This window comes from Haloplanus rubicundus, assembly GCF_003342675.1.
Lineage (GTDB): Archaea > Halobacteriota > Halobacteria > Halobacteriales > Haloferacaceae > Haloplanus > Haloplanus rubicundus.
Genome location: NZ_CP031148.1, coordinates 519,733 through 533,175 on the forward strand (window position 1 = coordinate 519,733; position 13,443 = coordinate 533,175).

Annotated in this window: 14 protein-coding genes; 5 read left to right on the forward strand and 9 right to left on the reverse strand. The window is 72.5% G+C overall.

The genetic code is table 11. The features are described 5' to 3' along the window. Positions 1-8: 8 nt before the first annotated feature. A complete protein-coding gene (locus DU484_RS03445) occupies positions 9-710 on the reverse strand; it encodes a 5-formyltetrahydrofolate cyclo-ligase (protein WP_114605119.1) in 702 nt (233 codons plus the stop codon). A 100-nt stretch (positions 711-810) separates the two neighbouring features. Between DU484_RS03445 and DU484_RS03450 the strand changes: the two genes are divergently transcribed. The 4 genes from DU484_RS03450 (at position 811) to DU484_RS03460 (ending at position 7,061) form a co-directional block, all read left to right on the forward strand. Then, positions 811-3,498, forward strand: coding sequence for a transglutaminase domain-containing protein (locus tag DU484_RS03450; protein ID WP_114605120.1), 2,688 nt, complete (start codon positions 811-813; stop codon positions 3,496-3,498). Beyond that, the gene (locus DU484_RS19905; RefSeq protein WP_187347757.1) at positions 3,495-4,160 is read left to right on the forward strand and encodes a DUF7269 family protein; all 666 of its coding nucleotides are present in this window, start codon (positions 3,495-3,497) and stop codon (positions 4,158-4,160) included. Before DU484_RS03450 ends, DU484_RS19905 begins: the two co-directional genes overlap by 4 nt. Beyond that, entirely contained in the window at positions 4,157-5,464 is a 1,308-nt protein-coding gene (locus DU484_RS03455; RefSeq protein WP_187347758.1) for a DUF58 domain-containing protein, read from the forward strand. Before DU484_RS19905 ends, DU484_RS03455 begins: the two co-directional genes overlap by 4 nt. Positions 5,465-5,567: 103 nt before the next feature. Then, entirely contained in the window at positions 5,568-7,061 is a 1,494-nt protein-coding gene (locus DU484_RS03460) for a hypothetical protein (protein ID WP_114605122.1), read from the forward strand. On the opposite strand, the gene DU484_RS03465 is transcribed toward DU484_RS03460, so the two are convergent. Beyond that, positions 7,058-8,014 (reverse strand): AAA family ATPase, encoded by a 957-nt coding sequence (locus DU484_RS03465; protein ID WP_114606706.1) that lies wholly within the window; start codon positions 8,012-8,014, stop codon positions 7,058-7,060. The genes DU484_RS03460 and DU484_RS03465 overlap by 4 nt on opposite strands. A 148-nt stretch (positions 8,015-8,162) precedes the next feature. On the opposite strand from DU484_RS03465, the gene DU484_RS03470 reads away from it, so the two are divergent. Further along, complete coding sequence (locus DU484_RS03470; RefSeq protein WP_114584798.1) at positions 8,163-8,453, forward strand: hypothetical protein; 291 nt, start codon at positions 8,163-8,165, stop codon at positions 8,451-8,453. Here the strand turns inward: DU484_RS03470 and DU484_RS03475 are convergent. The 7 genes from DU484_RS03475 to DU484_RS03505 all read right to left on the reverse strand — a co-directional run bounded on the left by DU484_RS03475 (position 8,450) and on the right by DU484_RS03505 (position 13,367). Further along, complete coding sequence (locus tag DU484_RS03475; protein ID WP_114605123.1) at positions 8,450-10,051, reverse strand: bifunctional N(6)-L-threonylcarbamoyladenine synthase/serine/threonine protein kinase; 1,602 nt, start codon at positions 10,049-10,051, stop codon at positions 8,450-8,452. The two genes, DU484_RS03470 and DU484_RS03475, sit on opposite strands and share 4 nt — an antisense overlap. 6 nt (positions 10,052-10,057) lie before the next feature. Further along, positions 10,058-10,384, reverse strand: a complete 327-nt coding sequence (locus DU484_RS03480; RefSeq protein WP_114584800.1) for a 30S ribosomal protein S24e — start codon at positions 10,382-10,384, stop codon at positions 10,058-10,060. 63 nt (positions 10,385-10,447) lie between these two features. Further along, positions 10,448-10,978 (reverse strand): GTP-dependent dephospho-CoA kinase family protein, encoded by a 531-nt coding sequence (locus DU484_RS03485; RefSeq protein ID WP_114584801.1) that lies wholly within the window; start codon positions 10,976-10,978, stop codon positions 10,448-10,450. 2 nt (positions 10,979-10,980) lie between these two features. Further along, positions 10,981-11,178 (reverse strand): transcription elongation factor subunit Spt4, encoded by a 198-nt coding sequence (gene spt4 / locus DU484_RS03490; protein ID WP_114584802.1) that lies wholly within the window; start codon positions 11,176-11,178, stop codon positions 10,981-10,983. Beyond that, complete coding sequence (locus DU484_RS03495; protein ID WP_114584803.1) at positions 11,178-11,750, reverse strand: DNA-directed RNA polymerase; 573 nt, start codon at positions 11,748-11,750, stop codon at positions 11,178-11,180. The genes spt4 and DU484_RS03495 overlap by 1 nt, the downstream gene beginning before the upstream one ends. Before the next feature lies 1 nt (position 11,751). After that, on the reverse strand, positions 11,752-12,117 hold the full coding sequence (locus DU484_RS03500) for a PIN domain-containing protein (RefSeq protein ID WP_114584804.1): 366 nt from the start codon (positions 12,115-12,117) through the stop codon (positions 11,752-11,754). Positions 12,118-12,134: 17 nt separating this feature from the next. Next, entirely contained in the window at positions 12,135-13,367 is a 1,233-nt protein-coding gene (locus tag DU484_RS03505) for a translation initiation factor IF-2 subunit gamma (RefSeq protein WP_114584805.1), read from the reverse strand. Between the last annotated feature and the right edge of the window lie 76 nt (positions 13,368-13,443).

The window sequence follows — 13,443 nt, forward strand, 5'->3', positions numbered from 1 at the left end:
TGCGTCGATCACTCCGACCGCAGTCGCTCCAGCACCGGCATCTCCGCGACCCGTTCGCCCAGTTTCGCCCAGTCGATCCCCGACGGTTTCCCCGCCGCCCCCGTCCGCACGCCCCGTTCGGGCGTCACGACCAGAGCCATCGGCACGTCGTGGTCGTCCGGCGGCGGGGCGTCGTCGACGACCTGTCGCTCGTGGACCGTCGTCGCCGTCGTCGTGCCGTCGTCCACGAGGCCGAACTCCCGGAGGACGGCGAACTCCAGGTCGCTGTACCCCTCGCCTTTCCCGACTCGGCTGCCACCTTCACTCACAGCGACGCTCCCACTGACGATCAGGTCGATCCGTTCCATCTCGTCGGGACCGACCGGCGTCCCGTACTCGTCGATGCCGCCGACCGTCGTCGAAGCGTCGACATCATCCACCTCGTCGGGGTCGAGCCGCCGGAAACACCGCTCGTCGCGCAGGCGCGGGACGGCCACGTACAGCGCCTTGCCCGCCCGGAGCGCGGCCCGCCGCACCGGCAACTGCGGGGCGTCGGGGTTCGCCTTGATCGTCTCTGCACGCTTCCACTCGTCGGTTTCGGCGAGGCGGTCGGCCGCCTCGCTCGCACCCGCGAAGTTGGGGATGCGGTCGTGCGGTGGAAACGGGAACCGCGCTTCGCCGCTCGCCTCCAGGTCGTCCCAGATGCGCTCCCGGAGCGTCGCCTTGTCCATACGACCCGTACGGACGCCGCCGGCAGGTGGGTTTCGACTCCGAGGTATCGCTCGCGGGAACAGCGTTATTGTTGCTGACGGCCGATTCACATTATCCGCAATGAGTGAGTCCGACGGCTCCGGCGGCGCCGAGTACGGCGAGGTGGCGCTCGCGCTCGCGGCCGTCGCGGCGCTCGTCGTCGCCGCGGCGCTCCTCCCCGGCGCCGGCCTCGGCGGCGGCGGGATGGACGACGGCGAGCGGGGGACGCCAGCGGCGACCGGAACGCCCGGAGCGATGGCGACGCCCGAGGGCGGCGGCGAGCGTCCGGGGGGTGCCTCCGCCGGCGGCCAGCTACCCGGCGGCTCGCCGAGCGGCGTCCCGCTCTCACAGCCCCCCGAACGGACGCGAATCGGCTCCACGCAGGGGTTCGAAGGTGAACTCGCCCAGACCCCGCAGTTCGTCGTCGAGGGCCCGGAGAACACCTACTGGCGACAGACGGCGTACGCCACGTACACCGGGTCGTCGTGGGCGAGTTCGCCGCGGTGGCGGTCCATCGCCGAGGGCGTCCCCAACGACGCCCGGACGGTCGACGGGCGGGCGATGGACTACCGCGTCACTCTCCTGGTGCCGTCGTCGTCGCTCCCGACCGCCTGGCAACCGAGCGGCGTCGAACTGCCGAACGCGAGCGCGGGCGTCGAGGCGTCGACGGTCGGCGGCGTCCGCGCGACGACCCGACTCCCCGCGGGGACGGACTACCTCGCCCGGAGCGCGGCGCCGCCCTCGGACCCGTCGACGCTCCGGGCCGCCGGCACCGACTACCCCGACCGCATCGCGGAGCGGTACACGCAACTGCCCGAGGCGACGCCGGATCGGGTGGGCGCGTTCACCGACGACCTGACCGCGGGCGACGAGACGCCGTACGACGAGGCGGTCACGGTTCGCGACTGGCTCAAAAAGAAGCCGTATTCCCTGAACGCCAGCCACGAGGCGGGCGAGCCGGTCGCCGACCAGTTCATCTTCGAGATGGAGTCGGGCTACTGCCAGTACTACGCCACCTCGATGGTCGCCATGCTGCGGACGCAGGGGATTCCGGCCCGCTACGTCGTCGGCTACGCGCCGGGCGAGCGGGTGGGCGAGGAGGAGTATCTCGTCACCGCCGACCGGGGACACGCGTGGGTCGAGGTGTTCTTCCCCGGGACCGGCTGGGTGCGCTTCGATCCGACCGGCTCGGGGCGGCTCCCGGTGCAGAACCCACAGCCGCCGTACGACATCTCGCTCAACCGCTCGGCGGTGGCGGGGGCGCCCGTCTCCATCAGCGTCGCCAAGAACGGATCGCCGGTCGTCGGCGCGCCGGTCGAGATCAACGGCGAGCGCGTCGGCTGGACGGGCGCCGAGGGCACCGTGACGACGCGACTCCCATACGCCGCCGAGTTCACGGTCACTGCGCGACCCCCGGACGCGGCGACGAAGTACGACGGCGGGGCGAACGAGACGACTGCCGACCGGTGGGCCGGCGGTCCGATGCTCCCGGCTCGTGGCGAGACGGCGGGCCACGCCGACCGCGCCGCGTCGCCGGCCCTCCCACAGCGCGCCGCCCCGGCACCCAACGGCTCCTCGCGGACCTACCGGAGCGACACGAACGTCACGCTCGCCGTCGAGGGGACGCCCGTCGCGGGCGGCGGGACGACCGTCCGGGCGACGATCCGTGACGTGCCCGTTCGCGGGGCGACGGTGACCCTCGACGGCGAGCGCGTCGGCCGGACGGGACCGGACGGCCGCCTCGGCGTCTCGCTCGCCGACGTCTCTCCCGGCACCTACCGACTCGCGGCGCGTCGCGAGGCCGTCAATGCGACGACGACGATTCGCGTCTACGCCGCGGGCACCACCCCGACGCCCGCCGCGCCGCCGCCGGTGAACCTCTCGGTGTCGGCGCCGCTGCTCCCGCTGCCCGGCGGGTCGGCGACGGTGACGACGACGCGAAACGGGACGCCCGTCGCGGACGCGCGGGTGACCGTCGGCGGCGCCGAGTCGGGTCAAACGGCCGAGAACGGCACGCTCGGCGTGTCGCTGCCGGTCGCGGGGTCGGCCGCCGTCGTCGCCCGTGCCCCGGACGGGGCGAGCGCGCGGACGACCCTCCCGCTCGCGCGCAACGCCGGCGTCGTCGGCGCCGTCGCGTTGGGTGGCCTCGCCCTCCTCGGCCGTGCGGCGCGACGGCGCGGCCTCACGCCCCGGAGCGCGGGGCGGGCGGCGGCGACGTGGCTGTCCCGACTCGTCGCGTGGACGGCGGCCGCCTGCGTCCGCGCCGCCGACCGCCTCGTCGCCGCCGGTCGGGCGCTCCGACGCGGGCTTCGACACCTCGCTGGCCTCCCCGGGCGGCTGGCGACCAGCGGACTCGCCGCCCTCGCGGCGCTCGATCCCCGTGCGCTCGTCGGGTGGCTCCGGCGGTGGCTCGCCGGCCTGCTTGCGCGTGCCGAGTCGGCGGCGACGGCAACCGCGGACTCGACCGGGGTCAATCCACCGAGCGCGACCGGTACCGCCGACGACGACGAGGCGTCGACGGCGACGATCCGCGACCTCTGGCGCGAGTTCGTCGCCGTCGTCGCGCCACCACGGGTGACGACCCGGACGCCGGGGGAGATCGCCCGCTACGCCATCGAGCGCGGGCTGCCGGCGCCCCCGATTCACGCGCTGACCGAGGCGTATCGCGACGCCGAGTACGGACGGCTCGCCCCCGACGCGGACCGCCTCGCTCGCGCCCGCGAGGCGCTTCGGACGGTCCGCGAGGCGATGGGGGGAGGGACGGAGTGAGCCGTCTCACTTGGCGCCGGGCGGCGGTCGGCCTCGCACTCGCTGGCGTCGGGTTCGCGGTCTGGTACGGTTACGCGCCGGCGACGTTCCCGGCTCCGATTCGGGATGCCCTCGACGCTCTCGATACCGACTCGGGTCTCGCGCTGGCGTTCGCCGGTGCCGTCGCCGGAGTGATCGGCCTGCTCTACTCGTGGCTCACACAGCCCGACACCGCGGCGCCGCTGTCGGAGCGGTCGGCCGGGGAGTCGGGGGGGCGCCCGCCGATTGCCGGCACCGACCTCTCCGCGCGGTACGAGCGGTCGGTCGAGAGCGGCGGTCCCGACGACGTGGCCGCCGATCCGATCCGGCGACGGCTTCGTGCCGTCGTCGTCGAGAGCGTCGCAGCCGACGACCCCGCGGACTACGTCGACCGGGGGGCGTGGACCGACGACCGGTACGCGGCGGCCTTCCTATCGACCACCGCCGACGTGGACTATCCGTGGTACCATCGGCTGTACGCGTGGCTCTACCCCGGCCGCGCCTACGAGCGCCGGGTGCACCGGACGCTCGCCGCCGTCGAGCGGACGTGCGCCGACCGGCTGTCGGGGTACGAGCCGCCGCCGTCGTCGTCGCCCCGAGGGCGCCTCCACGCCCTCCGCGCGGCGCTGGAGGGATCGTCGTGACCCGTCGCGTCCGGCGGTACGGTGGGCTCGCGGCGGCGGCCGTCCTGCTCGTCGCCGTCGGCGTCGCGTCGGGGACGCCGGCGCTCCTGCTCGCGGGCGTCGTCCCGCTCGCCTTCGTCGTCCACGGGGCGCTGTCGACGCTCGCCCCCCTCGACGACCGGGTACGGGTCGAACGCGAGCTGCGGCCGGAGGCGCCGCTGCCGGGCCAGTCCGTCGAGGTGACGCTGACGGCCACGAACGTCGGCGCCTCGGTGCTCCCGGACCTCCGAATGCGCGACGGCGTGCCCGAGGAGCTGTCGGTCCGGGACGGAGCGTCGAGCGTCGGCACCGCGCTCCGCCCTGGCGAGTCGGCGACGGCGACGTACACGCTCACTGCGAACCGGGGGCGCTACGCCTTCCGTCCGGTTCGGCTCCGCGCGTCGACCGTGAGCGGAACGGTCGTCGCCGAGACGACCCGCGAAGCCGACGGCGCCGACGGGTTCGAGTGCCGCATCGACGCCGCGGACGTGCCGCTCCGGCGACGGACCACGGCGTTTTCGGGGTCGCTGGCGACCGACACCGGCGGCGTCGGCGTCGAGTTCCACGCCACCCGCGACTACCGCGCGGGCGACCCGGTCAACCGGATCAACTGGCGGCGCTACGCCAAGACCGGCGAACTCTCGACGGTCGAGTACCGCGAACAGCGCGCCGCGCGGGTGGCGGTGCTGATCGACGCCCGGGAGCCGAGCCACGTCGCCGGCGCGGCGTCGCTCCCGACCGGTGCGACGCTGTGTGCGTACGCCGCCACGCTCGCGACCCGCGTCCTCCGCGACGACGGGCACCACGTCGGCGTCGGTGCCTTCGGGGTGGCCGACCCGCTCACCGACCGGCGGCCGGCGTGGGTGCCGCCGGACGCCGACGCCTTCGCGACCCACGCGGCCGCCGTCTGCAACGCCGCCGCGACTGGCTCCGGCGAGTCGGTGACGGCGACGGCCGCTGAGGACGCCCGCGCCGACGGCGGCGGTGCCGACTGCCGCCGCCTGCTCGCCGGCCTCCCCGCGACGGCACAGGTGATCCACTGCACGCCCGCCCTCGACGACGCCGCGGCGTCGATGGTCGAGTCGATCCGCGCCCACGGCCACGAGACGACGGTCCTCTCGCCGTCGGTGCCGCCGAACTCCGTCGGCGGTCGGGTGCTCGCGCTGGAGCGGGCGGTTCGACTCGACCGGATGCGGGGGGTCGGCGCGGCCGTCGTGGACTGGGACCGGGAGGAGGAGTTGCCGGTGGCGCTGGGGCGGGTGCTTCGGGGAGGGAGCTACCGATGACGGGATCGACGGGCGCGTCGGTCGGCGCGGCCGTCGTGGACTGGGATCGGGAGGAGGAGTTGCCGGTGGCGCTGTCGCGGGTGCTTCGGGGAGGGCGGCGGTGATGACGGGCGCGTCGCTCGCCGACCGTCTCGCTCGCCCGGCGAGCCTGACCGTTGCCCTCGCCGTCGGCGTCGGCCTGATCGTCGCGGGCGTGACGGGTGGGACCGCGGCGGGCATCGCGCTGACGGCGGCGGCGGGCATCGCCCTCGGTGCCGCGGCGCTCGTCCGGTCGCGAGACGGTCCCGCCGCGGCGGCCACGGGCGCGGCGCTGGCGCCACTCGTCGCCCTCGGCGGTGTCGCGGGCGTCGTCCTCGTCGCCGCCGAGCGCGGCGTCCTCGGCGGCGGACTCGTGGCGGCCCTCCCCGCCGTCGCCCTCGCGGTCGGTGCCGGCGTGGCGGCCGTCGGGGCGACCGGCACGCTCGGCGAGGGGATCGACGAGCGGGCGGTCCGGCGGGTGTTCCGGTCCGCGGCCGCGACGCTGACGGTCGTCGGACTGGCGTTCGTGGCGCTTCTCGCCGCGCGGTTCGACGCCGTCTCCGTCCCCACGCTGTCGCCGGGTGCGCTCCTCGATCCGGTGCTGTCGCCCGGCGGGCCGACGGTGGCGCTGGTGACCTTCTTCGGCCTCGTCGTCGCCGCGGCGCTCGCCTGTCGGTGGGCGCTGTCGACCCTTCCGATCACGGAACTGCTCCCGCGGGCGCGGCGCGAGGCGGCCGAGCGGGCGGTCGACCGCCTCGACGCCGACTGCCGTGTGGCGATGAAATACGGCGTGATCGCCGCGAGTGCGAGCCTCCCGACGGCGATTCCGGCCGTCCGCGAGGCGCTGCCGGTCGTCGGCGTCGCGGCGCTTCTCACCCCGACCGGCCCGCGACTCCTCCTGCTCTCCGTCGCGGCCGTCGCCGCGGCGCTCGCGCTCGCCGCCCGCCTCCTCCGGGCCATGGCGGGGACGACCGCGTCGACGCTCGGCCGCCTGCTCCCCGCGACGGCCGGGGGGGTCCTCGTCGTCCTCGTCGCCGTCGGTGCGAGCGGCCAGATCCGGACCGCCGTCGCGGGGCTTCCGCCGACGGTTCGTCCCGTCGCGGTCGAGCTGCTCGACGCCCTGTCGCCGACCGGAGTCGCCCTCGGTGCCGCGGTCGCCGCCCTCGTGGCGCTGCTGGTCGCGCTGACGGCGCTTTTCGTCGCCCTCCGGATCGACCTCGTCCCGGCTCGCGAGCGAGGTGGCGCGCTGGCCGGCGCGGGGCTGTCGACGTGCGCGGTCGTTCTGGGCGTCGGATCGGCGTCGTCGCTCGCGACGTTCGTCCTCGTCGGTCTCGGGGTCGTAGCGTGGGACGTGAGCGATCAGGGGGCGGCGGTGCGGGCGGATCTCGGTTCGGGCTCGGCGGGGCGTCTCGAAGCCGTCCACGCCGTCGGGAGCGTCGCCACGGCGACGGTCGGCGTCGGGGTAGCGTGGGCGTCGCTCGGCCTCGTCGGCGCGGTGGCGCTCTCCGACGGGGTACTCGTGGGGGCGGTGACGGCCGTCGCGGCGGCGGTGATCCTGCTCGGGGTGGTGCGGGCCTAGTCGGCCGTCGCCGCCGGCACCTCGACCGTGTCGAGGACGGCCGAGACGACGGCCGCGGGGTCGATCCCGCGGATGGACGCCTCGTCGGTCAACACGAGGCGGTGGGTCAGTACCACCGGCGCGACGGCCTTCACGTCGTCGGGCGCGACGTACGACCGCCCGGCGACGACGGCGCGGGCGCGGGCCGCCTCGTAGAACCGCTGGATGCCGCGGGGCGAGACGCCGACCGCCACCCGGTCGTCCTCGCGGGTCGCCCGCGCCAGGTCGACGAGATACTCCCGCACCGCGGGCTCGACGGTCACCGTCTCCGGCACTGCCCGGAGGTCGCTCACCGTCGCGGCGTCGACGACGGCGTCGACCTGTGGTTTCGTCGTCGTCCGGTTGCTCCGGCGTTCGAGGAGTTCGAGTTCGCCCGCGCGGTCGGGGTAGCCCATCGACACTTCGACGACGAAGCGGTCGCGCTGGGCCTCCGGCAGGCGGAACGTCCCCTCCTGTTCGACGGGGTTCTGCGTCGCGATGACGAAGAAGGGGTCGGGGAGGGGGAACGTCTCGCCGTCGGCGCTCACCTGCCCCTCGTCCATCGCCTCCAGCAGGGCGGACTGGGTCTTCGGCGGCGCGCGGTTTATTTCGTCCGCGAGGACGACGTTGGCGAAGACGGGGCCGCGCTGGAACCGAAAGGTCCCCTCGTGTTCGTCGTAGACGTGGGTGCCCGTGATGTCGCTGGGGAGGAGGTCGGGGGTGAACTGGATGCGGTTGAACTCCAGGCCGAGGGCGTCCGCGAAGGCGATGGCGGTCAGGGTCTTGCCGGTGCCGGGAACGTCCTCGACGAGGACGTGCCCGCGGGCCAGCATCCCGGCCAGTACCGTCTCCAGAAAGGTCCGGTCGGCGACGACGGCTTCGCTCACCCGGTCGACGATGTCGCTACAGACCCCCGCCGCCGCCTCGACGTCCATCGGTTCGCTCACGGCGTCGGACAGGGCGCGTTCGCACATAGGTCTTCGGTGGGACTCCCCGACGTGTGCTGACTCGTATCGTTCATTATCGTCCGGTTCAGACTGTCTAACGCCAGAATTATCCCGTTCGGCCACGTAGAGAGAACCCATGAGTTCCGCCCCCGTTTCGTCCCCGTCGACCGACGACGCGAGCGAGCGCAAGGCCACCCTGTTCTGTCAGGCCTGTGGCCACGCCAGCCCCGCCGACGGCGACTGGACCGTCCGCACCGTCGGCGACCGCCGACGCCTCCGCTGTCCCGACTGCCGGAGCGTCGTCGACGAGCGACGCGTGCCCGACGACTGCCCCTCGCCGCCGGTCCAGCGTTACGTCGACGCTTGGCACCGCTACTGGTCGGCGTGGACGACGCTGCTCGACGACGGATCGCGCGCCGACTGTTAAGCGTACCGTCCCCGTCCCTCTATCTCCCGCAACCGCCCGAGCACGTCGTCGTCGCCGACGGCGGCGTAGCCGGCTTCGAACGCCGAGAGCGTCGCGTCGGCGTCCGCCTCGGCCACCGTCCCGCGGACGCTCCCGCCGAAGACGTGACAGTCCATCGCGTGGTCCTCGACGTGACCGCTGTGGTAGCCGAGGCCGAAGTCGACGAGGGAGACCCGGTCGCCGACCCGGACGTTCCGGACCGTGGGGTCGCCGTGGACGATGCCCGCACGGTGGAGGCGTGCGAGGTGTTCGCCGACGGTCCGGGCGCGCTCGGGTGTGAGCGCGGCGGCGAGGTCACGCTTCCCCACCGTATCGAACGTGAGCGTCGCCTCGGCCACGTCCACGTCACGGACGACGGGCGTCGGCACCCCCGCCCGCCGCGCGTCGCTCGTGAGGCGTGCCTCGGCGACGGTTCGCTCGCGGCGCAGGCGGGCATCGAGGGCCGGATGGCGGTACGCCTTGGGTAGCCGCCGCTTGATCACGCGGTCGCTCCCGACGGTGACCACCGCCTCCGCGCCCTGCCGTTCGGCCGTCTCCTCGGGGGCGAAGGAGACGGACGCCTCCCCCGCCCGCCACGTCACGGCCACCTCGTCCGGGCGGAAGTTGGGGTCGACCGCCGACTCGTCGATGGCGAGCGTCTCGCCCGCGGCGAGCATCTTCGCGCCGAGGACGGCGATCATGCCCGCGTTGTCGCGGAGGTAGCGCGGGTCGGGCGCGTAAAACTGCGCGCCGCGGTCGGCACACATCGTCGCCAGCATCTCCCGCAGGCGCGCGTTCTGCCCGACGCCACCGCCGAGGACGAGTTCGTCCGCCCCCGTCAGGGAGAGGGCGCGTTCGCTCACCTCGGTCAGCATGGCGAATATCGTCTCCTGCAGGGCGAAACAGACGTCCTCGACGGGTGTCCCCGCGTCGTAGGCGTCCTTGGCGGCGCTCATGAGGCCGGAGAACGAGAAGTCCATCCCCTTGACGACGTAGGGGAGGTCGACGTACTCCCCCTCTTTCGCCGCGTCCTCGACTTTCGGCCCGCCGGGGTGTGACCAGCCGACGTGGCGGGTGAACTTGTCGATGGCGTTGCCGACGCCCGTGTCCATCGTCTCGCCGAGGACGCGATACCGGCCGTCGTGATAGCCCAGGAGGTGGGCGTTGGCGCCGCTGGCGTTGAGACAGACCGGCGAGTCGAAGCCGGCGCCGTACCGGCCGATTTCGAGGTGGGCGACCATGTGGTTGACGCCGACGAGGGGCACGTCGAGGGTGCCCGCGAGGGCGCGGGCGGCGGTACCGACGATGCGGAGACAGGGACCGAGCCCCGGCCCGCGGGAGAAGGCGACGGCGTCGACCGGGCCGTCGGTGGCGTCGAGGACCGACTCGATCACCGCGGGGATGGCCTCGCCCATGTGTTCGGCGGCCTCGCGCGGGTGAATGCCGCCGCTCTCGGGCTGGTAGGCGTCGGTTTCGATGACTGGTGGGTTGGCGTCGAGGGGCGCGGGGTCGTCGGGGTCGTACTCGAAGACCGCGGCGCTGGCCGCCCACGCGGTGCCCTCGATGCCGAGAACTCGCATCCGGCGTTACGCTTCTTCGGCTTCCGCGTCGGCTTCGTCCGCGTCCTCGCCGTCGGCGCTGATCTTGTTCCGGTCGAGCATGTGCTCCTGTTCCACGTCGCGGGCGTGGTCCGGACTCTCGTACACCTTGGCGTAGCCGACGGTCTTTCGCATCCCGAACTTCGTGTCGAGTTCGTGGACGACGACTTCGGCGGAGTCCTTGTTCAGTTTGGCCGCGAGACTGTCGCGCACGGAGAGCCGCGAGGGCGTCGCCTCGTCGTGCGTGATCTCGAATCGAACGTCCGTCCGGTGCAACATGGGGTTCTCGTCTTCCGCGATGATATCGATATCCATCGTTCAGTTACCCATACGTGGTCTCGAACTGGACAAAAGGATTACGAAGCGCGGAACGCGGGATCAGCGGCCGCCGAGCAGCGCGAACGCGGCGTCGGTGTCGCCGTCCATCCGACCGAGGAGATCGCGGGCGAGCGAGCGCGTCTCGTCGGTCACGGGCACGAGCACCATCCCCTCGCCGGGCTGGCCGTAGACGACGCAGCCGCCGAGTGGCGCGGCGAGGATGGCCGGGAGCGCCGCGAGGTCCTCCTCGCCGTCGACGCCGACCGTCGTCGGGCCGTCGCGGCCGAGCGCCTCGACGAGCGCATCGAGGAGGGCACGCGAGAGGGTGGCGGCCGGGTTCGTCACCTCGATGTCGGGGGCGGGGAGCGAGCGGCTGATCGATTCGTCGACGGCGTGGCGCTCGGTCTTGCCGTCGATAACCGCCACGTCCGGCGGGTGACCGGCGTCGCGGAGGTGAGCGGTGACCACGTCGCCGACGGCGATCAGGGGTCGCCCGGCGTCGTCGGCCGCGAGCAACGAGTCTGGATCGGTGAAGACCGGTCCCAGTGGGTCCTTGAACGCTCCCCGCAGGTCGTCGGGGAGTTCGAGCACGGTCAGCGGACCTTGAGCGCGTAGCCGCCGGGTGCGGAGACGTTCATCTCCTCGGCGACCTCCGAGCGTTCGGGATGAGTGATGATGACGTAGCCCGCCCAGTCCTCCGTGAGGCTCGACGATCCGCAGTTCGCACACGTCTGCGTGTCGGGATCGTTGATGAAGTGACACTCACGGCAGGCGAGGCGGTCCTCGGCCATCAGTTACCCTCCATCTGTGCCTCGCGTTTCTGGCGCTCCTCTTCGAGCCAGCCGTGCTTGCCGAGGCCGGGCTGTTTCGCCGTCAACCCGATCTTGCTGTCACGCGGGTTGCGCTCGTCGACGCTCTTGGTGACGATGCGCACCCGAATTTCGTCGCCGACGCCGAGGGTTCGGTTCGTCTCCGTCGAGGCGAGTTGCTGGTTCTCGCCGTCGTAGGCGAGATACTCGTCGGAGATCTGTGAGACGTGGAGCAGGCCGTCGACGGGACCGATGCCGATGAACGCCCCGAACTCCACGACTTCGACGACCGTCCCGTCGACGACTTCCTGCATCTGTGGATCGAAGGTGATGGCGTCGAACTCGGCCTCGTAGTAGACGCCGGGGCGGTTGGGCAACACGGCGCCGTCGCCGATGTCGTGGACGTTGATGACGCTCACGACGCTTCCCACCTCTTCGTCCATCCGTCCTTCGAGCTTGTCCTGGAGCAGGCGCTTCACCCGCTCGGGCGTCACGTCGGCGAGGTGCCTCGGCGGCACTTCGACCGTATCCTTGAGTCGAACCCGTTTGTACATGTTAAGGTTGTGTTATGGTCAGTGTGTTCCGACCCCTTAAACCGATTACCCGAACGCCGCGTTCGAGCAGGCGGTCACGCAGGGGGCGGTCGTTCGTCACGACGTACGCACACTCGCCCCGGTCGGCGAGTTCGACGAGCGCGTCGTCGGCGTACGACGTGTCGGTCTCCACCACACGACATCGGTCGGCGAGGTCCCGGCCCACGCTCGCGGCGGTGGCCTCCTCGCCCGCTCCCGTCGCCAGCCGGTCGAGTTCCGCGATCACCGCGGCGGGCGTCACGAACTCGACGTCACCGAGCAGGCGGTCGAGCTCGTCGAACACGCGCACGTCGCATTCGACCGGCATCATGAGCGCGCTGGTGTCCATGGCGACGGGTGGTCCTGTCACTTGAGGGTGCCGATACCGATGAGTCGCCAGCGCGCGCCGACACGGCGGTTGATGGCGATCTGATCCCCCGTCTCCGCGCAGACGGGACGTTTGAGCGACACCTCACACTCGCCGGAGCGAGCGCTCGTCACCGCGCCGACCGTCGTCGCGGTGCCGACGGTGAGCATCAGCGGCTCGCCCGTCGAAATCTCCTCGATCTCCTCGCCCTCCTCGCCGACGACGCGGTCGAGGAGTTCGACGTCCATCTCGAAGGACTCGTAGGTCGGCGGGAGGGTGCCGGGGTCGCCGGCGACCTGCCCCGCGAGCGCGTCACCCTTCGTCAGCGAGGGATCGAGCCCCGTGCCGACGCCGAGCAGTCCGCCGGGTCGGGCCACTTCGACCGACCGGCCGCCGGCCTGCAGCGACCGCACCTCGGTCGTGATCGGGCGCCACTCGGTCTGGCCCTCCTCCTCGACTTCGCGGCCGGGCCGCAGTTCGAGTTCGTCGCCGACCTCGAGGGTCCCGTCGACGAGGCTCCCGCCGACGACGCCGCCGTTGAGGTCCTCCCACGTCGTCCCCGGGCGATTGATGTCGAAACTCCGGGCGGCGAACATGCGCGCGGCGTTGCTCTCGTCGCGGTCGGGCGTCGGAATCTCTTCCTCGATGGCGCCGATGAGGAGGTCCATGTTCACCTCCTGCTGGGCGCTGATCGGGACGATCGGTGCGTCCTCGGCGACGGTGCCCTCGACGAACTCCTCGATCTGCCCGTAGTTGTGGACCGCCTGATCGCGGTCGACGAGGTCGATCTTGTTCTGGGCGATGACGATGTTCTCGACGCCGATGATGTCGAGCGCCATCAGGTGCTCTTCCGTCTGGGCCTGCGGGACGTCCTCGGTCGCGCTCACGACCAGCACCGCCCCGTCCATGAGCGCCGCGCCCGAGAGCATCGTCGCCATCAGTGTCTCGTGACCCGGTGCGTCGACGAAGGAGACCGTCCGGAGCACGTCGCTCTCCGAACCGTCCGGACAGGTCTCGTCGACGGTGAACGCCTCCGGTTCCTCCACGCCGGGGCACTTCCGGAACGTCGCGTCCGCGTACCCGAGTCGGATTGAGATGCCGCGCTTCATCTCCTCGGAGTGCTGGTCGGTCCAGGACCCACTGAGGGCTTGGACCAGCGTCGTCTTGCCGTGATCGACGTGGCCGACGAGGCCGATGTTCACCTCCGGTTGCTGGTGTGTTTCCGTCGCCATTGAGAGTAATCTTGGAGGAATTTCGCTCCCTGCCGGTGATAAAGTTGCTGTTTGCCGACGCATATACTCGCGTTCG